General features: G+C 71.9%; 16 protein-coding genes. 10 read left to right on the plus strand and 6 right to left on the minus strand.

Annotated features, from left to right (window positions below):
* Nucleotides 1–14 precede the first annotated feature (14 nt).
* Complete coding sequence (gene ppgK, locus ABZ117_RS07330) at nt 15–761, minus strand: polyphosphate--glucose phosphotransferase (protein WP_356818287.1); 747 nt, start codon at nt 759–761, stop codon at nt 15–17.
* 29 nt (nt 762–790) lie between these two features.
* A complete protein-coding gene (locus ABZ117_RS07335) occupies nt 791–1,807 on the minus strand; it encodes a 4-hydroxy-3-methylbut-2-enyl diphosphate reductase (RefSeq protein WP_356818289.1) in 1,017 nt (338 codons plus the stop codon).
* A 244-nt stretch (nt 1,808–2,051) separates the two neighbouring features.
* Between ABZ117_RS07335 and xseA the strand changes: the two genes are divergently transcribed.
* From xseA to ABZ117_RS07350, 3 genes are all read left to right on the plus strand, one after another.
* Nucleotides 2,052–3,260 carry an exodeoxyribonuclease VII large subunit gene (xseA, locus tag ABZ117_RS07340; RefSeq protein WP_356818291.1) on the plus strand — a complete coding sequence of 403 codons (1,209 nt, stop codon included), beginning with the start codon at nt 2,052–2,054 and terminating at the stop codon, nt 3,258–3,260.
* A complete protein-coding gene (locus ABZ117_RS07345) occupies nt 3,257–3,502 on the plus strand; it encodes an exodeoxyribonuclease VII small subunit (RefSeq protein WP_356818293.1) in 246 nt (81 codons plus the stop codon). Before xseA ends, ABZ117_RS07345 begins: the two co-directional genes overlap by 4 nt.
* 127 nt (nt 3,503–3,629) lie before the next feature.
* A complete protein-coding gene (locus ABZ117_RS07350) occupies nt 3,630–4,220 on the plus strand; it encodes a malonic semialdehyde reductase (protein ID WP_356818295.1) in 591 nt (196 codons plus the stop codon).
* Between the two features lie 65 nt (nt 4,221–4,285).
* Here ABZ117_RS07350 and ABZ117_RS07355 read toward each other — a convergent pair whose 3' ends face one another.
* Nucleotides 4,286–4,816 carry a DUF4245 domain-containing protein gene (locus ABZ117_RS07355; protein WP_356818297.1) on the minus strand — a complete coding sequence of 177 codons (531 nt, stop codon included), beginning with the start codon at nt 4,814–4,816 and terminating at the stop codon, nt 4,286–4,288.
* A 128-nt stretch (nt 4,817–4,944) separates the two neighbouring features.
* Between ABZ117_RS07355 and glpX the strand changes: the two genes are divergently transcribed.
* Nucleotides 4,945–5,979, plus strand: a complete 1,035-nt coding sequence (gene glpX / locus ABZ117_RS07360) for a class II fructose-bisphosphatase (protein WP_356818298.1) — start codon at nt 4,945–4,947, stop codon at nt 5,977–5,979.
* An 828-nt stretch (nt 5,980–6,807) separates the two neighbouring features.
* On the opposite strand, the gene ABZ117_RS07365 is transcribed toward glpX, so the two are convergent.
* Nucleotides 6,808–7,182 carry a WhiB family transcriptional regulator gene (locus tag ABZ117_RS07365; protein ID WP_356818300.1) on the minus strand — a complete coding sequence of 125 codons (375 nt, stop codon included), beginning with the start codon at nt 7,180–7,182 and terminating at the stop codon, nt 6,808–6,810.
* Nucleotides 7,183–7,306: 124 nt separating this feature from the next.
* Complete coding sequence (locus tag ABZ117_RS07370; protein ID WP_356818302.1) at nt 7,307–8,005, minus strand: DUF1707 domain-containing protein; 699 nt, start codon at nt 8,003–8,005, stop codon at nt 7,307–7,309.
* 212 nt (nt 8,006–8,217) lie between these two features.
* Between ABZ117_RS07370 and ABZ117_RS07375 the strand changes: the two genes are divergently transcribed.
* The 4 genes from ABZ117_RS07375 to ABZ117_RS07390 all read left to right on the plus strand — a co-directional run bounded on the left by ABZ117_RS07375 (nt 8,218) and on the right by ABZ117_RS07390 (nt 14,628).
* Entirely contained in the window at nt 8,218–9,888 is a 1,671-nt protein-coding gene (locus tag ABZ117_RS07375) for a fumarate hydratase (RefSeq protein WP_356818304.1), read from the plus strand.
* A 167-nt stretch (nt 9,889–10,055) separates the two neighbouring features.
* Entirely contained in the window at nt 10,056–11,453 is a 1,398-nt protein-coding gene (locus ABZ117_RS07380) for a class II fumarate hydratase (RefSeq protein ID WP_356818305.1), read from the plus strand.
* 84 nt (nt 11,454–11,537) lie between these two features.
* Nucleotides 11,538–12,227: a DUF402 domain-containing protein gene (locus ABZ117_RS07385; RefSeq protein ID WP_356818307.1), complete on the plus strand. Its 690-nt coding sequence runs from the start codon at nt 11,538–11,540 to the stop codon at nt 12,225–12,227.
* 307 nt (nt 12,228–12,534) lie between these two features.
* Complete coding sequence (locus ABZ117_RS07390; RefSeq protein WP_356818309.1) at nt 12,535–14,628, plus strand: SpoIIE family protein phosphatase; 2,094 nt, start codon at nt 12,535–12,537, stop codon at nt 14,626–14,628.
* A gap of 78 nt (nt 14,629–14,706) precedes the next feature.
* On the opposite strand, the gene ABZ117_RS07395 is transcribed toward ABZ117_RS07390, so the two are convergent.
* The gene (locus tag ABZ117_RS07395) at nt 14,707–17,052 is read right to left on the minus strand and encodes a transglycosylase domain-containing protein (RefSeq protein WP_356818311.1); all 2,346 of its coding nucleotides are present in this window, start codon (nt 17,050–17,052) and stop codon (nt 14,707–14,709) included.
* 274 nt (nt 17,053–17,326) lie between these two features.
* Here ABZ117_RS07395 and ABZ117_RS07400 point away from each other — a divergent pair, with 274 nt between their 5' ends.
* Both ABZ117_RS07400 and ABZ117_RS07405 read left to right on the plus strand, forming a co-directional pair.
* The gene (locus ABZ117_RS07400) at nt 17,327–18,220 is read left to right on the plus strand and encodes an SPFH domain-containing protein (protein ID WP_356818809.1); all 894 of its coding nucleotides are present in this window, start codon (nt 17,327–17,329) and stop codon (nt 18,218–18,220) included.
* Nucleotides 18,217–18,474 (plus strand): hypothetical protein, encoded by a 258-nt coding sequence (locus ABZ117_RS07405; RefSeq protein ID WP_356818312.1) that lies wholly within the window; start codon nt 18,217–18,219, stop codon nt 18,472–18,474. Before ABZ117_RS07400 ends, ABZ117_RS07405 begins: the two co-directional genes overlap by 4 nt.
* Nucleotides 18,475–18,488: the final 14 nt, after the last annotated feature.

Below are 18,488 nucleotides of genomic sequence, written 5' to 3' on the forward strand. Positions count from 1 at the left end.
GGCGGCCCGAACGGCTACGCCTGCTGGGCCGCTCTCATCGCCGCTCCCACGATCCCCGCGTTGTTCTGGAGCTGCGCGGGGACGATCTCCGCCTTGACGCCCTCGATCAGGTGCAGGAACTTGTGCGCCTTGCGGCTGACCCCGCCACCGATGACGAACAGCTCCGGCGAGAACAGCATCTCCACGTGCGCCAGGTACTGCTGCACGCGCTGCGCCCACTGCTCCCAGCTGAGGTCGTGGTCCTCCTTGGCCTTGCTGGAGGCCCGCTTCTCGGCGTCGTGGCCGTGCAGCTCCAGGTGGCCAAGCTCGGTGTTCGGGACGAGGACGCCGTCCACGAAGAGGGCGCTGCCGATGCCGGTGCCGAAGGTGAGCAGGATGACCGTGCCCCGGCGGCCCTGCCCGGCGCCGAACTGCATCTCGGCGACGCCCGCCGCGTCCGCGTCGTTGACCACGGTCACCGGGAGGCCGCCGAGTCTGCCGCCGAACAACGCGCGCGCGTCCGTGTCGATCCAGCTCTTGTCGACGTTCGCCGCCGTACGGACCGTGGCGCCGCCGGTGACCACCCCCGGAAAGGTCAGGCCGACCGGGCCGGTCCAGCCGAAGTGGTCGATGACCTGCTTGACTCCGTCGGCCACGCCGTCGGGTGTCGCCGGATGCGGGGTGAGCACCTTGCAGCGCTCCTGGACCAGGTCGCCCCGGTCCAGATCCACAGGGGCGCCCTTGATGCCGGATCCGCCGATGTCCACGCCGAAGATCTGCATGGCTCCACGTTACGACGGACGACTGACAGTCATGCCCCCGGTGTACCGGTCCCGCCGCGCTCGGCGGCCAGCGTGGCCGCCTCCTCGCGCAGGTCACGGCGGAGTTCCTTGGGCAGCGAGAAGGTGATCGACTCCTCGGCGGCCTTGACGATCTCCACGTCGGCGTAGCCGCGCTCGGCGAGCCACTCCAGGACCTGCTCGACGAGGACCTCCGGGACGGAGGCGCCGGAGGTGACACCGACCGTGCGGACGCCCTCCAGCCAGGCCTCGTCGATCTCGCTGGCGAAGTCCACCAGGTAGGCCTCGCGGGCACCGGCCAGCTTGGCGACCTCGACCAGCCGCTTGGAGTTGGAGGAGTTGCGCGAGCCGACGACGATGACCAGCTCGGCCTCGGCGCCCATCTGCTTCACGGCGAGCTGACGGTTCTGCGTGGCGTAGCAGATGTCGTCGCTGGGCGGGGAGACCAGGCCCGGGAACTTGGCCGTCAGGGCGTCGACGGTCTCCATGGTCTCGTCGACGGAGAGGGTGGTCTGGGAGAGCCAGACGACCTTGGAGGGGTCGCGGACCTCGACCTTGGCGACGTCCTCGGGGCCGTCGACCAGCTGGATGTGGTCGGGGGCCTCGCCGGAGGTGCCGATGACCTCCTCGTGGCCCTCGTGCCCGATCAGGAGGATGTCGTAGTCGTCGTTGGCGTAGCGGACGGCTTCCTTGTGGACCTTGGTGACCAGGGGGCAGGTGGCGTCGATCGTGGCGAGCCGGCCCTGCCGGGCCTCGTCGTGCACGGCCGGGGCGACTCCGTGCGCCGAGAACATCACGATGTTGCCCGGCGGCACCTCGTCCGTTCGCTCGACGAAGACGGCGCCCTTCCTCTCCAGGGTCTGCACGACGTACTTGTTGTGGACGATCTCGTGCCGGACGTAGATCGGGGCCCCGTACTGCTCCAGGGCCTTCTCGACGGCGATCACGGCGCGGTCCACACCGGCGCAGTAGCCACGGGGGGCGGCGAGCAGGACACGGCGGCCAGGCGAAGCGGTCATGCGCCCCATCGTAAGGCCGCGTCCGGCGGCCCGGAGATCACGCGCCCGGGGCCGCACGGGGAGAACCGGCGACCGGCACCGGCCGGTGGGCGGGAAACCCCGTCGTCTACGGGCGTCGGCGGGGTCGTCATCTTCACCGGTGTCGTCAGCGTTATCGAGGTCGTCAGCGTCGGTGGGCTCACCGGCGTCATCTGGCTTGTCGGCGTCCTCGGGGTCGTCGGGGTTGTCGGTACCGACCGTTACGCTCGGGCGCATGGCTGTGAACACGTCCCCCGAGGCCCCGCTCCCCGTCGGCGCGGTGTCCCGCATGATCGGGGGCTGGATCGACCGGCTGGGCGCCGTGTGGGTCGAGGGACAGATCACCCAGCTGTCGCGCCGCCCGGGCGCCGGCGTCGTGTTCCTCACCCTGCGCGACCCCTCGCACGACATCTCCGTCGGCGTGACCTGCTACCGCCAGGTGTTCGACGCGGTCGCGGACGTCGTCGGCGAGGGCGCCCGCGTCGTCGTACTGGCGAAACCCGAGTGGTACGCCCCCCGGGGCCAGCTGTCCCTGCGCGCCGCCGAGATAAGACCCGTGGGCGTCGGTGAGCTGCTGGCCCGGCTGGAGCAGCTGAAGAAGGCGCTCGCGGCCGAGGGCCTGTTCGCGCCGGAGCGGAAGAAGCCGCTGCCGTTCCTGCCGCAGCTGATCGGGCTGGTGTGCGGGCGGGCCTCGGCCGCGGAGCGGGACGTGCTGGAGAACGCCCGGCACCGCTGGCCCGCCGTCCGCTTCGAGGTGCGCAACGTCCCCGTGCAGGGCGTGCACGCCGTCCCGCAGGTCGTCCAGGCCGTCAAGGAACTGGACGCGGTCGACGAGGTGGACGTCATCATCGTCGCCCGGGGCGGGGGCAGCGTGGAGGACCTGCTGCCGTTCTCCGACGAGCAGCTCGTGCGGGCGGTGGCCGGGTGCCGTACGCCGGTCGTGTCCGCGATCGGGCACGAGCCGGACAACCCGCTCCTGGACCACGTCGCCGACCTGCGTGCCTCGACGCCGACCGACGCGGCCAAGAAGGTCGTACCGGACGTGGGCGAGGAGCTGGAGCGGGTACGGATGCTGCGGGACCGGGCGCGGCGCTGCGTGAACGCGTCCGTGGAGCGGGAGGAGCGGGGGCTGGCGCACGCGCTGGCGCGGCCTTCGATGGAGGATCCGCACCGCATGATCGACGAGCGCGCGGACCAGGTCGGCTCGCTGGTCGACCGTAGCCGGCGGACCGTGGGGCACCTGCTGGACCGCGCGGACTCGGAGCTGACGCACACGCACGCGCGCGTGGTGGCCCTCTCCCCCGCGGCGACGCTCCAGCGCGGTTACGCGGTGCTCCAGCGGGCCGACGGGCATGTGGTGCGGGACGCGGAAGAAGTGGCGGAGGGCGAGACGCTGCGTGCTCGCGTCGCCGACGGTGAATTCACGGTGAAGGTGGGCGGATGACGGGCAAGGTGGACGAGGTGCTCTCGTACGAGCAGGCGCGCGACGAGCTGGTCGAGGTCGTACGGCGGCTGGAGGCGGGCGGTACGACGCTGGAGGAGTCCCTGGCGCTGTGGGAGCGCGGCGAGGAGCTGGCCAGGGTGTGCCGGCGCTGGCTGGAGGGGGCCCGGGCCCGGCTGGACGCGGCGCTGGCCGAGGAGGAGGACGCGGAGGGGGCCGCGGAGGGCGGGGAGCGGGCCAGGTGATCTGAGGGGGGCTGTGAGGCGGGTCACCACGTCCTGATTTTTGTTGAAGATTAAACCTCAACTGTCGTAGGGTCGGGATGTCAGCCGGTCCGGACCCCGGACCGTCGCACACCCGAGGAAGGCACGCATGTCTCTCGTTCTTGACCCCGCCGCCCAGGACCTGCTGTTCCGCGAGGCCCGCACCGCGAACACCTTCACCGACGAGCCGGTGACCGACGAGCAGGTCCAGGCGATCTACGACCTGGTCAAGTACGGCCCCACCGCCTTCAACCAGACCCCGCTGCGCATCACCCTGGTCCGCTCCGCCGAGGCCCGCGAGCGCCTGCTGCCGCACATGGCCGAGGGCAACCGGCCCAAGACCGCCACGGCCCCGCTGGTCGCGATCCTCTCCGCGGACAACGAGTTCCACGAGGAGCTGCCGGCCCTCTTCCCCGCCTTCCCGCAGGCCAAGGACCTCTTCTTCGCCGAGCGTCCGGCCCGCGAGAGCGCCGCCGCGTTCAACGCCGCGTTGCAGGCCGCCTACTTCGTCGTCGGCGTCCGCGCCGCCGGCCTGGCTGCCGGCCCGATGACCGGCTTCGACTTCGAGGGCGTCCGCAAGGAGTTCCTGGACGACGACCACACCCCGCTGATGATCGTCAACATCGGCCGGCCCGGCCCGGACGCCTGGTACCCGCGTTCGCCGCGCCTGGCGTACGAGGACGTCGTCACGACCGTCTGAGCGGCCCGCACGCACGAAGAGGCCCCCGGCAAGCGCCGGGGGCCTCTTCGTGCGTGCGGTGACGGTCACTCCATCCGCAGCGCCGCCGCCATCGCCGTCAGTTCCTTGAACGAGGCGGTACCGGACACCACCGTCGTGGAGCCGGGGGTGCCCTGGAGCACGAGGGCGTCGTAGCGGCCGCCGGTGTAACGGGTCCAGGTACGGCCGCCGGCCGTCTCCGTCCGCCGCGTCGCCGACGCGCCCTGGCTGGCCTGCTCGATGAACTCGGCGGGCTTCTGCGCGGACGCCTGCTCGACCTGCGCGTACTGGCCGTCCGGGGTCTGGAAGCCGAGGTGCCAGTGGTCGGATTCCTGGCCCTGGAAGCGCACGGAGGTCGCCTTCCAGGTGTCCGGCAGGCCCTCGGGGGCAGCCACCGGATAGCTCACCGCGCGCCGGGCCGTGATCAGCTCGACCCGGTAGTCGACCCGCTTGAGGTCGGGAGAGTGATCGTTGTGCGGGATGGCGAGGAAGTAGACGACCGCCGCCGCGATACCGATCAGGGCCAGGGAGATGATCATGTCCCGGGCCGTCTTCTGCTTGCCGTTCGAACCTGCCACGCCCACTATCGTCGCAGGTGCCCCAAGCGCTCATACGTGGGGTCCCCTGCTCATTTTGTCTGGTCGGCGATAGAGTCAGTGTCCAATACCCTCATCCGGCCGTCGTCGTATCAGAAAGGTGCGCTCCGATGACCGAAAATCATCAATTGCCGTCCGAACTCGATGTTCCTTCGGAGGCTCCCGACCGCAACCTCGCCCTGGAACTCGTCAGGGTGACCGAAGCCGCCGCGATGGCGGCGGGCCGCTGGGTGGGGCGCGGTGACAAGAACGGCGCCGACGGCGCCGCGGTGCGCGCCATGCGGACCCTCGTCTCCACCGTGTCGATGAACGGCGTCGTCGTCATCGGCGAGGGGGAGAAGGACGAGGCCCCGATGCTCTTCAACGGGGAGCACGTGGGTGACGGCACCGGCCCCGAGGTCGACATCGCCGTCGACCCGATCGACGGCACCACGCTGACGGCCAAGGGCATGCCGAACGCGATCGCCGTCCTCGCCGCCGCCGAGCGCGGCGCCATGTTCGACCCGTCCGCCGTGTTCTACATGGACAAGCTGGTCACCGGCCCCGAAGCGGCGGACTTCGTCGACATCGACGCGCCCGTGGGCGTGAACATCCGGCGGATCGCCAAGGCCAAGCGCTCCGCGCCGGAGGACGTCACCGTCGTCATCCTGGACCGGCCGCGGCACGAGGGCCTGATCCGGGAGGTCCGGGAGGCCGGCGCCCGTATCAAGCTCATCTCCGACGGTGATGTCGCCGGCTCGGTGTACGCGCTGCGCGAGGGCACCGGCGTCGACCTGCTGCTCGGCATCGGCGGCACCCCCGAGGGCATCATCTCGGCCTGCGCCGTGAAGTGCCTGGGCGGGACGATCCAGGGCAAGCTGTGGCCCAAGGACGACGAGGAGCGGCAGCGGGCCATCGACGCCGGGCACGACCTCGACCGGGTGCTGACGACCGACGACCTGGTCTCCGGGGAGAACGTCTTCTTCGTGGCGACCGGCATCACCGACGGTGAGCTGCTGCGGGGCGTGCGGTACCGCTCGGAGACCGCGCTGACCGAGTCGATCGTCATGCGGTCGAAGTCCGGGACGGTGCGCCGGATCGACTCCGAGCACCGGCTGCGCAAGCTCCGGGCCTACAGCGCGATCGACTTCGACCGGGCTAAGTAGAGCCCGGGCCGGACACCGCCCCCCCGGCCGGGAACAGCATCCGTCCGGCGGGGCCGCGTGTCAGGCGGCAGCCCCGCGCCCCGGCCGGATCAGCCGCGCCTGGCCGGAGTGGCCACGCCTGGCCGGAGTGGCCACGCCGGGTCGAAGTGGCCGCGCCAAGTCGGAGTGGCTACGCCGGGGCTGGAGTGGCCGCGCACCGGCCGGAGGCTGCGGGCGCGGATGCGGTGCGGATGCAGATGCGGATGCGGCCCAGGCAGTCGCTCCCCGGCCGACGCGTGCGGGCGTCGGCCGGCAGGCGCGGTCCGGCAAGTGTGGCCCGCCCATCGGCCTGACTGCGGCCAAGCCCCGACCGCCTACCGGCGCAGCCCCGAGTGGCCGCACTGGGCCGAAGTCACCGCGCGCCAGCGAAGGGTGTGGCCGCGCGCCGGCCGAAAGGTATGGGCGCCAGCCGGTCAAGCCACGCCCCCCGGCCGCCGCGTGCGGCCCGGTGGGTGTCGGCCGCCCGTCGCCTGGTTACGGCCACTCGCCGACCGCGCGTCGGCGCAGCCCACCGCACGACCGCGTACTCGGGATCTCCCCGCCGCCCAGCCGTGCCCCGACCGGCGGGACCGCACACCGGGCGGAACGGCGACGTACACACCCCGCTCCGCACCCTGCCGCCTGCCGGCACAGCACAACCAGGGCCCACGCCTCAGCGTGACGCACACCGCCGCACCGCCCAGCCACCCACCCACCGCACCCGCCCCGCCCCGCCCCGAAGTCGGCCCGGTCGCGTGGGCCAACGACAAGGCGCCCCCTGGGTGGAGGGGGCGCCCCTGGGGGTGGCGGTCAGCCCGCTATGCGGTTGGGGGCGGGGCGGGCCGTCTTCTTGAGGTCCATCTCGCGGCGGCGGCGCCGGGCGAGGACCACGCGGCGTTCGGCCGCCGTGAGGCCGCCCCAGACGCCGTAGGGCTCGGGCTGGAGGAGTGCGTGTTCACGGCACTCGACCATGACCGGGCAGCGGGAGCAGACGCGCTTGGCCGCGTCCTCGCGGGAGAGCCGGGCGGCGGTCGGCTCCTTCGACGGGGCGAAGAACAGGCCGGCCTCGTCGCGCCGGCACACCGCCTCGGTGTGCCAGGCGGCGTCTTGGTCCCTGTCCCGCGCCGGCAGCCGCTGCGCAGGAACGGCAGCTACTTGCAGAGACGAATGCGGCGGTTGCAGCACGGTCTACTCCTGACGACGGCTTCGCGAGCGAGAGACGATGCAGCAAGGCCTACCCGCTGTGCGCGCGCCTATGCACAGAGTTTCCGACCGCGGGCGCGTGGCGTCTGCTTCGCGCCCCCCCGGGTCAATGCCCCAGGTGCTTGCGGAGCTTGCGGTCGACCTTGTCCTGGACGCGCTCCAGGATGTCCGCGACCCGCCTGCCCCGCCGGGGCCGCGCCTCCACGTTGCCGAGGACGGCCCAGCCGTCGACGTAGACCACCGGCGCCCGGGAGTCGGCCGAGTCGAGCGGGCTCACCTCGAAGTTACCGAGGACGCCGCCCCCGGTGCCGCGCAGCGAGACGTTCTCCGGGACGCGGATCTGGACGTCGCCGAAGACGGCTACCGCCTTGATCACCACCTGCTGGTACTCGAAGATCGCCTCGCTGAGGTCGATCTCGACGCTCCCGAAGACCGCGTACGCGTGCAGCCGGCGCCCCGCGCGCCAGCGCCCCCGGCGCATGGCGCTGCTGAACACCGCCACCACGCTGGCGTCGGCCTCCTCCGGTATCGCGCCCGGCCCGGGGCGGGGCGCGGGGGCGTAGGCGAGGGCGGCGAGCCGCTCGTGGCCGGCGGGCAGGTCCCGGACGAAGACCTCCAGCTCACCCACCGTCTTGGCGTGCAGCACGCCGTCCACGCGTTCGGCGTGCTCGTCGGCGGTCAGCCGGCCCTCCGCGAGGCCCTCGCGGAGGATGTCGGCGATGCGGTCACGGTCGGCGTCCGAGGCGCGCAGTTCGGCGACGCGCGGCGCGGTGTCCCGGGGCTGAGCCTGCTTGTGAAGGTCCACGGCGGCAGCGTACCGAAACGCGATAGATCGCGACCAGGGGTGTGGACAACCCCGGTGTGTCACGACCGCGCCGTACGCCACCGCGGCTGAGCGTTACGTCACAGCCGCTGAGCCTCACCTCACAGGTTCCGTGCCGACGGCAGGTTCTAGGCTGGTGAGGCCCGCCAGCGTCGGCGGGCGGCCGTCCGTCAGAGTGAGGAATGGGCTGAGAGATGCCTGAGTTCGCGTACACCGATCTGCTCCCGCAAGGAGAGGACACCACTCCGTACCGGCTGGTGACGTCCGAGGGCGTCTCCACGGTGGAGGGGCCCGACGGGCGGACGTTCCTCAAGGTGGAGCCGCAGGCGCTGCGCAAGCTGGCCGAGGAGGCGATCCACGACATCCAGCACTACCTGCGCCCGGCCCACCTCGCGCAGCTGCGCCGCATCATCGACGACCCCGAGGCCTCGGCCAACGACAAGTTCGTGGCGCTGGACCTGCTGAAGAACGCGAACATCGCGGCGGCCGGCGTACTGCCGATGTGCCAGGACACCGGCACGGCGATCGTCATGGGCAAGCGCGGGCAGAACGTCCTCACCCGGGGCGAGGACGAGAAGCACCTCTCGCACGGCATCTACGACGCCTACACGAAGCTGAACCTGCGTTACTCGCAGATGGCTCCGCTGACCATGTGGGAGGAGAAGAACACCGGCTCCAACCTGCCCGCCCAGATCGAGCTGTACGCGACGGACGGCGGCGCCTACAAGTTCCTGTTCATGGCGAAGGGCGGCGGCTCGGCCAACAAGTCCTTCCTCTACCAGGAGACGAAGGCCGTCCTGAACGAGGCCTCCATGATGAAGTTCCTGGAGGAGAAGATCCGTTCGCTCGGTACGGCCGCCTGCCCGCCGTACCACCTGGCGATCGTCGTCGGCGGTACCAGCGCCGAGTACGCGCTGAAGACCGCGAAGTACGCCTCCGCGCACTACCTCGACAACGCGCCCACCGAGGGCTCGCCGCTCGGCCACGGCTTCCGGGACAAGGAGCTGGAGGAGAAGGTCTTCGAGCTGACCCAGAGGATCGGCATCGGCGCGCAGTTCGGCGGCAAGTACTTCTGCCACGACGTGCGGGTGGTCCGCCTGCCCCGGCACGGCGCGTCCTGCCCGGTCGCGATCGCCGTCTCCTGCTCGGCCGACCGCCAGGCCGTCGCGAAGATCACCGCCGAGGGCGTCTTCCTGGAGCAGCTGGAGACCGACCCGGCGCGCTTCCTGCCGGAGACGACGGACGAGCACCTCGACGAGGCCGGTGACGTCGTGCGGATCGACCTGAACCAGCCGATGGACACGGTCCTCGCCGAGCTGTCGAAGTACCCGGTGAAGACCCGGCTGTCCCTGACCGGCCCGCTGGTCGTGGCCCGCGACATCGCGCACGCCAAGATCAAGGAGCGGCTGGACGCGGGCGAGGAGATGCCGCAGTACCTGAAGGACCACCCGGTGTACTACGCGGGCCCGGCGAAGACCCCCGAGGGCTACGCCTCGGGTTCCTTCGGGCCGACGACGGCCGGCCGCATGGACTCCTACGTCGAGCAGTTCCAGGCGGCGGGCGGCTCGAAGGTGATGCTCGCCAAGGGCAACCGCAGCAAGCAGGTCACCGACGCCTGCCACACGCACGGCGGTTTCTACCTCGGCTCCATCGGCGGCCCCGCCGCCCGCCTCGCCCAGGACTGCATCAAGAAGGTCGAGGTCCTGGAGTACGAGGAGCTGGGCATGGAGGCCGTCTGGAAGATCGAGGTCGAGGACTTCCCGGCGTTCGTCGTGGTGGACGACAAGGGCAACGACTTCTTCCAGGACCCGGCGCCGCAGCCGACCTTCACGTCCATCCCGGTGCGGGGCCCCGGCCTCGGCTGACCCGGTATCGCGATGGGTGACGGGAAGCCCCCGGCCGCCGGCCGGGGGCTTCCCGCGTCCCGTACGGCGTCCCGCGGGGGCGGTCGCCGCCGGCGGGGTGTACTCGTGGGGGGCTGACGGGGAATACGGGTTCCGCGTCAGCTGCTCACGTGTGCGGAGGTAGGACGATGACGAGCGAAGAGCCGCAGTACCGGACCGAGCACGACTCGATGGGTGAGGTCCGGGTCCCGGCCCATGCCAAGTGGCGGGCGCAGACCCAGCGTGCCGTCGAGAACTTCCCCGTCTCCGGGCAGCGCATCGAGCGGGCGCACATCGAGGCGCTGGCCCGCATCAAGGCGGCGGCGGCCAAGGTGAACGCCGAGCTGGGTGTGCTGGACAAGGAGGTCGCGGAGGCGATCCAGGAGGCGGCCGGGGAGGTCGCCGACGGCCGGTGGGACGAGCACTTCCCGGTGGACGTCTTCCAGACGGGCTCGGGGACCTCGTCCAACATGAACACCAACGAGGTCGTCGCGACGCTGGCGAGCGAGCGGCTCGGCCGGGACGTGCATCCCAACGACCACGTCAACGCCTCGCAGTCGTCCAACGACGTCTTCCCGTCCTCCCTGCACATCGCGGCGACCTCGGCCGTCACCCATGACCTGATCCCGGCCCTGGAGCACCTCGCCGCGTCCCTGGAGCGCAAGTCCGGGGAGTTCGCGGACGTGGTGAAGTCGGGCCGCACCCACCTCATGGACGCGACGCCGGTGACGCTCGGTCAGGAGTTCGGCGGCTACGCGGCCCAGGTGCGGTACGGCGTCGAGCGGCTGCGGGCCTCGCTGCCCCGGCTGGCGGAACTGCCGCTGGGCGGCACGGCGGTCGGCACCGGCATCAACACCCCGCCCGGGTTCGCCGCCGCGGTCATCGAGGAGGTCGCCCGGGTCACCGGGCTGCCGCTGACCGAGGCCCGCGACCACTTCGAGGCGCAGGGCGCCCGGGACGGGGTCGTGGAGACCAGCGGGCAGCTGCGGACCATCGCGGTCGGCCTGACGAAGATCGCCAACGATCTGCGCTGGATGTCGTCCGGGCCGCGCACCGGTCTCGCCGAGATCCGGCTGCCCGACCTCCAGCCCGGCTCCTCGATCATGCCGGGGAAGGTCAACCCGGTCGTTCCCGAGGCCGTGCTGATGGTGGCCGCGCAGGTCATCGGCAACGACGTCACCATCACGACCGCCGGGGCCGCCGGGAACTTCGAGCTGAACGTGATGCTCCCGGTCATCGCCAAGAACGTCCTGGAGTCGATCCGGCTGCTCGCCAACGCGTCGCGGCTGCTGGCCGACCGGACGGTCGACGGCATCACCGCGGACCGCGAACGCACCCGCGAGTACGCCGAGTCCTCGCCGTCCGTGGTGACCCCGCTGAACAAGTACATCGGCTACGAGGAGGCCGCGAAGGTCGCCAAGAGGTCCCTCGCCGAACGCAGGACGATCCGCGAAGTCGTCCTGGAGGGCGGGTACGTGGAGCGCGGCGACCTCACCCTGGAGCAGCTCGACGAGGCGCTGGACGTCCTGCGGATGACGCGCCCGTGACCGCGGGCGCACCTTTCCGGCCACGGCCGTACCACCGTGACGCGCACCGCAGCGTCACATGAGCACGGCACCTAATATCTGTCCATGGCGGACGACGGAGCGATGACACGAGCGGCGGCGGAACGTGCGGCGTACTGGGCGCCCGGGACACGGATCCTGTGGCGGTACCGGGAGAACGCCGGGGAACACGTCCACATCGCCCGGCCCGTCACCGTCGTACGGGACGACGCGGAACTCCTCGCGGTGTGGCTGGCCCCCGGCACCGAGTGCGTGAAGCCGGTCCTGGCGGACGGTACGCCCGTGCACCTGGAGCCGCTGGACTCCCGCTACACCAAGCCGCGTACGGTCCAGCGGGACCGCTGGTTCGGCACGGGTGTGCTCAAGCTGGCCCAGCCCGGCCGGCCGTGGTCGGTGTGGCTGTTCTGGGATCCGGGCTGGCGGTTCAAGAACTGGTACGTGAACCTGGAGCAGCCGCTGGCCCGCTGGGCACGCGGGGTGGACTCCGAGGACCACTTCCTGGACATCTCCGTGCATCCGGACCGCGGTTGGCACTGGCGGGACGAGGACGAGTTCGCGCAGGCCCAGCGCGACGGGCTGATGAACGCGGAGACCGCCGAGCGGGTGCGGGCGGCCGGCCGGCAGGCGGTCGAGGTGATCCGTGCCTGGGGGGCGCCGTTCTCGGACGGCTGGGAGCACTGGCGCCCGGACCCGTCCTGGACGGTACCTTCTCTCCCCGAGGACTGGGACCGTACGCCCGCGCACGTGTCCTCATGAGACCCTTGATGCGCCCCCCGGCAAGAAACGTAGGATCGTCCTCCGCAAGGGCGCACCACAGTAACTCCCGGATCGATCGCCGGGCTTGACCGAACGTCACCGAGGGGCGGCAGGACGTGAGCGAGGGGCACCACGGCACCACCGCGAGGACCTGCGGCGACACCGCCGCGGGCCGCGCAGACCTCGCCGCCGGCACAGGTACCACCCCCGACCACGCGGGAATTCCGTTCCTGGGGCACGTATTGCGGGTATCGGAATTTCGGCGGGTCCAACTGCCCTTGGCCCCGGACGGATGGATGCGACACGCGTGACGGAGCAGCCCACCTCCTTCGAACGCCCCCAGCCGGGCGTCGACCCCGCGGAGCGCCGCGGGGCACTCCTGCGTTCCCCGGAGCCCCTCGGCGCCCCGGCGTTACCGGTGCAGACCCGGGCCGACGGAGCGCCGTCCGCCGCGGGCACGGCCACGCCCCGCGGCAAGGGACAGGACGGCGAGGGGAAGGAGCCCCCAGTCAACGGCCCCGAGCACTCCCAGCCCGCCACCGCCGAGCCCGGCGCCCATCGCCCGCGCCCCGCGCCGGAGGCCATCCCGGCGCAGCCCGGCGCCGAGCAGGAGCGGACACCGGCCGGTGAGGAGCGCCGTACCGGACGGGGGCTGCCGCCGGGGCGGCCGATGCCGATGCGGCGGGACGGGGACCGGCTGCGGTTCGTGGGCGCCGCCACCCGGCGGATCGCCCGCGGACTCGACCTGGACGAGATCGTGATGGGCCTGTGCCGGGCCACCGTGCCGACGTTCTCCGACGCCATCCTGGTCTATCTGCGCGACCCGCTGCCCGTCGGTGACGAGCGGCCCACGGGCCCGGTGGTGCTGCGGCTGCGCCGCACCGACCGGATCCCGGAGGAGCGGGACACCGAGGGGGCGCTGCTGCCGCCCGCGTTCGATCCGGAGCCGGAGCCGACCGCGCTGGCGGAGCTGTCGTCGCTGACCACCGAGCTGTGCGAGGTGCGGCCGGGCGGCGCGCTGAACGAGGTGCTGCGCGGGGTGCGCCCGGTGTTCGCGGACGCGCCCGCCGCCCGGGCCGCGCTGCCGGAACTGCTCGGTGAGGGCGGCGAGGCGGTCGTGCCGGGCGGGCAGCGCGCGATCCTCGCGCCGCTGCGCGGCCGGCGCCGGGTGATCGGCGCGGCCCTGTTCCTGCGCCGCCCGGACCGGCCCGCGTTCGAGACGGACGATCTGCTGGTGGCCGCGCAGCTGGCCACCCACAGCGCGCTCGGCATCGACAAGGCGGTGCTGTACGGCCGTGAGGCGTACATCGCCGACGAGCTCCAGCGCACCATGCTGCCCGAGACCCTGCCCCGTCCGACCGGTGTCCGGCTGGCCTCCCGGTATCTGCCGGCGGCGGAGACCGCGCGGGTCGGCGGCGACTGGTACGACGCGATCCCGCTGCCCGGCAGCCGGGTCGCGCTGGTCGTCGGTGACGTGATGGGGCACTCCATGACCTCGGCGGCCATCATGGGTCAGCTGCGGACGACCGCGCAGACGCTGGCCGGGCTGGACCTGCCCCCGCAGGAGGTGCTGCACCACCTGGACGAGCAGGCGCAGCGGCTGGGCACCGACCGCATGGCGACCTGCCTGTACGCGGTCTACGACCCGGTCACGCACCGCATCACCATCGCCAACGCCGGTCATCCGCCGCCCGTGCTGCTGCACCTGGGCGGGCGCGCCGAGGTGCTGCGGGTGCCGCCGGGCGCGCCGATCGGGGTCGGCGGGGTGGACTTCGAGGCGGTCGAGCTGGACGCGCCGGCCGGCGCGACCCTGCTGCTGTACACCGACGGGCTGGTGGAGTCGCGGCTGCGGGACGTGTGGACCGGCATAGAGCAGTTGCGGGAGAAGCTGGCCGCGACCGCGCAGCTGACCGGCCCGGACCATCCGCCGCCGCTGGAAGCGCTGTGCGACGAGGTGCTGGACATGCTCGGCCCGGGCGACCGGGACGACGACATCGCGCTGCTCGCCGCCCGTTTCGACGGGATCGCGCCGAGCGATGTCGCGTACTGGACGTTGCAGCCGGAGGACTCCGCCCCCGGGCAGGCCCGCCGGCTGGCCCGGCGCGCGCTGTCCCGCTGGGACCTGGAGGACCTGACGGATTCGGTGGAGCTGCTGGTCAGCGAGGTCGTGACGAACGCCGTACGGTACGCGACCCGGCCCGTGACGCTGCGGCTGCTGCGCACGGACGTGCTGCGCTGCGAGGTGGGCGACGACGTGCCGCAGCTGCCGCGGCTGAGGCAGGCGCGGGCCACGGACGAGGACGGGCGCGGCCTGTACCTGGTCAACAGGCTGGCCCGGCGCTGGGGTGCGACCCGGCTGAGCACCGGCAAGGTGGTGTGGTTCGAGCTGAACCGGGGCTGAGGCCCGGCGGATGGCCGCTGACGGCGAAGGGCGCCCGGAGCATTCCGGGCGCCCTTCGCCGTCGCGTGTCCCGCGCCGCTACCGGCCGAGGCCGGCGCCGGGGACGGGGTCGAGCGGGTTCTCCGTGGCGGGGGTGGTCGGCGGCCGGCTCGTCGGCGTCTGGCTCGGGGTCTCGGACGGCGTCTGCGACGGGGTCCGGGACGGCGTCTGCGACGGGCTGTGCGACGGGGACGGGGACGTCGGGGGCGCGCTGCTCGGCGTCCGCGACGGCGTCCGGGTCGGGGTGGTGGGCGTCCAGGTCGGCGTCGTGGGGGTCGGCTCGACGGCCGCGCCCTGGGTGGTCTCCAGGTCGAACGTGGCCCTGTCCGTCACGCCGAAGGTGTAGGCGGCCCAGATCTGCGCCGGGTAGCCGCCGCCGTTGATCCGGCCGGGCGCCGGGAGGAGGCCGGTCGCGCCCGTCATCGACACATGGGCCCGGGTCTTCGGGTCCTCGCCGAACAGGCCGACCGAGGTGACGAGGTCCGGGGTGTAGCCGGTGAACCAGGCCGACTTGTTCTCGTCGGAGGTGCCGGTCTTGCCCGCCACCTGCTGGCCGTCGCGCAGCGGGTTGTCGGCCACGGACCGCTTGGCCGTGCCGTCGTCCACCACGCCGGTGAGCACCGAGGTGACCGTGTCGGCGGCCGTACGGCTGATCACCGGGCCGCCGAGCGGGTCCGGTATCCGGACCGGTCGGCCCCTGTTCTCGGCCGCCTTGATGATCGACGGCGTCACCTTGTGGCCGTGGTTGGCGAAGGTGGCGTAGATCCCGGCCATCTCCACCGGACTGGCGCCCATCGAGCCCAGCGTCTGCGCGGGCACCGCCTGCATGCCCTTGGTGTCCATGCCGAGCCTGCCGGCCGTGCTCATGACCTTGTCCATGCCCACGTCCACGCCCATCTGCGCGAAGACGGAGTTGACGGACTTGTTCATGGCCTGCTGGACGGTGATCTTGCCGTAGCTGACGTCGTCCTCGTTGGGCGGGGCGAAGCCGACGCGGGAGCCGTGGTCCACGACCGGGCGGCGGCTGGTGCCGTCGTAGAGGGTGTCGGCGTTGATCCGCGTGCCGTCCTGCGTGGTGGCGGCGCCGTCCAGGGCCGCGGCGAGGATGACCGGCTTGAACGTCGAGGCGGGCTGGTAGTCCCGTCGGGTGGCGTTGTCGAAGTAGTGGTCGTAGTAGTTCTTGCCGCCGTACAGCGCGACGATCCTGCCCGTCCGTGGGTCGACGGAGACGGCGCCGGCCTGGATGGCGCCGTCGACCTTGCGCTTCTTGCTGTCGAGCTTGCCGGTCAGCTGGGTCCTGACGGCCCTCTCCAGCGCGTCCTGCTTCTTGCGGTCGACGTTGAGGGTGATGGTCCAGCCCTTGTGGACGACCGCGTTCTCCGCCTGGGACTGGGTGAGTCCCTGCTCCGTCATGAGCTGCTGTTCCAGCTGCTGGTCGGCCAGCTCGACGAGGTAGCCCTTCTGTCCGCCGAGGCCCGGGGCGCCCTTGGGTTCCTTCGGCACGGGGAAGTGCATGGCGGCGCGCTTGGCCTTGGGCAGCCAGCCCTCCTCGACCATGTTGTCCAGGACGTAGTTCCAGCGCGCGGTGACCAGCCGCTTGCCGGTGGGTGTGGCGACCGCCCAGTCGTACTGGCTCGGTGCCTGGAGCAGCGCGGCGAGGTAGGCGCCCTGCTGGACGGTGAGGTCCTGGGCGTCGACGCGGTAGTAGGCCTGGGCGGCGGCCTGGATGCCGTAGGCGTTGCGGCCGTAGTAGCTGGTGTTGATGTAGCCGGCGAGGATGTCGTCCTTGGACTTCTCGCGGTCCACCTTCAGCGCGATGACCAGTTCCTTCAGCTTGCGCGTGGCGGTCTGGTCCTGGTTGAGGTAGTAGTTCTTGACGTACTGCTGGGTGATCGTGGAGCCACCCTGTCTGCCTTTGCCCGAGAGCGTGTTGACCAGGGCGCGGGCGGTGCCCCGGAAGTCGACGCCGGAGTCGTGGTAGAAGCTCTTGTTCTCGGCGGCGACGAAGGTGAGCTGGACCTTGCGGGGCACCTTGGCGAGGCTGACGATCTCGCGGTTGACGTGTCCGTCGCGGGCGAGGACCGTGCCGTCACTGAACTTGTAGACGTTGCTCTGCTGCTGGGCGGCGGCGTTGCCGGCCGGGATGTCCACGTACAGGTAGAGCCCGATGAAGGCCGCGATCATCAGCAGGCACACGCCGAAGAAGGTCCCGAGGATCTTCTTCCAGGTGAATATCCGGCGTATGAGGCCCCGGGCGGGCTTGCCGCCGGGGGCGGGCCCGATGCGGGTCGAGTCGGTGGGCGTGGGGTCGGACGTGGGGCGGCGGCGCCGGGGCGCCGCGCGGTGACCGCCCTGTCGCGCTCGTCTCTCTTCCGCTCGTCCCATGGGTCCCTACGCTCGCTTCCGTCTCGGGGTCAGCTCCGAAAGCTAACACCCCTCTATATGACAAAGGGCGTCTGATCCGTTCTTTTACGGACGTGACAATCAGCACCCGCCCCCTAGGAACCGACGACGAACGGGTGGCGGAGGGTTGCCTGACGGCTTAAAGTGCTATCACTTAGATAGAGCAGAGCTAGGCGCACCTCACGCCTGGCCGCAGCAGAACCGGGGGTCCCCTGTGTCCATATCCGAGCCGGCCGCCACCGCCGACATCCCCGAGATGCCCGCCCCGAAGGTGCGGGAGTTCGCCGCCCACAGCATCGGCGGCGGGCTCGCCCTGGTGCTGGGGCTGCTCGGCCTCGGCGCCGCGGTCGCCCTGTTCGCCCTGTCCGGGGCGACCTCCTCCCCCGGCGCCCACGGCGGCCTGATCACCGCCGGCGTCCTCGTCCTCCTGGCGGCCCTCGTCGCGATGCGCGGACTGAACACGGTGGCGCCGGGTGAGGCCCGGGTCGTGCAGCTCTTCGGGCGCTACCGGGGCACGATCCGGCAGGACGGCCTGCGCTGGGTGAACCCCTTCACCTCCCGGACCCGGATCTCCACCCGGGTGCGCAACCACGAGACGGCGGTCCTGAAGGTCAACGACGCCTACGGCAACCCGATCGAGCTGGCCGCGGTCGTGGTCTGGAAGGTGCAGGACACCGCGCAGGCCACCTTCGAGGTGGACGACTTCGCCGAGTTCGTCGCCACGCAGACCGAGACGGCCGTGCGGCACATCGCGATCGAGTACCCCTACGACGCCCACGAGGAGGACGGCCTGTCGCTGCGCGGCAACGCCGAGGAGATCACCGAGAAGCTGGCCGTCGAGCTCCAGGCGCGGGTGGAGGCGGCCGGGGTGAGGGTCATCGAGTCGCGCTTCACGCATCTCGCGTACGCCCCCGAGATCGCCTCGGCGATGCTCCAGCGGCAGCAGGCGGGAGCGGTCGTCGCGGCCCGGCGGCAGATCGTCGACGGCGCGGTGGGCATGGTCGAGGCGGCGCTGGCCCGGATCGCGGAGGCGGACATCGTGGAGCTGGACGACGAGCGGAAGGCGGCGATGGTGTCGAACCTGATGGTGGTGCTGTGCGGCGACCGCGCCCCGCAGCCCGTCCTCAACACCGGAACGCTCTACCAGTGACGGACCGGACGGCCCCGGACTCCCCGGAGACCCCCGACACCCCGAAGCGCCGGCCGCGGCAGCGCAAGCAGGTGCTGCTGCGGCTGGACCCCTCGGTGTACGAGGCGCTGGCCCGGTGGGCCGGGGACGAGCTGCGGTCGGCCAACGCGCAGATCGAGTTCCTGCTGCGCCAGGCGCTGGCCGACGCCGGGCGGCTGCCCAAGGACACCGGGCCGCTGCCCCGCCGGGGCCGGCCGCCTGTGTCGGAACCGTGACAATCGGCTCCCAC

The organism is Streptomyces sp. NPDC006309 (assembly GCF_040613095.1).
In the GTDB taxonomy this organism is placed as follows: Bacteria; Actinomycetota; Actinomycetes; order Streptomycetales; family Streptomycetaceae; genus Streptomyces.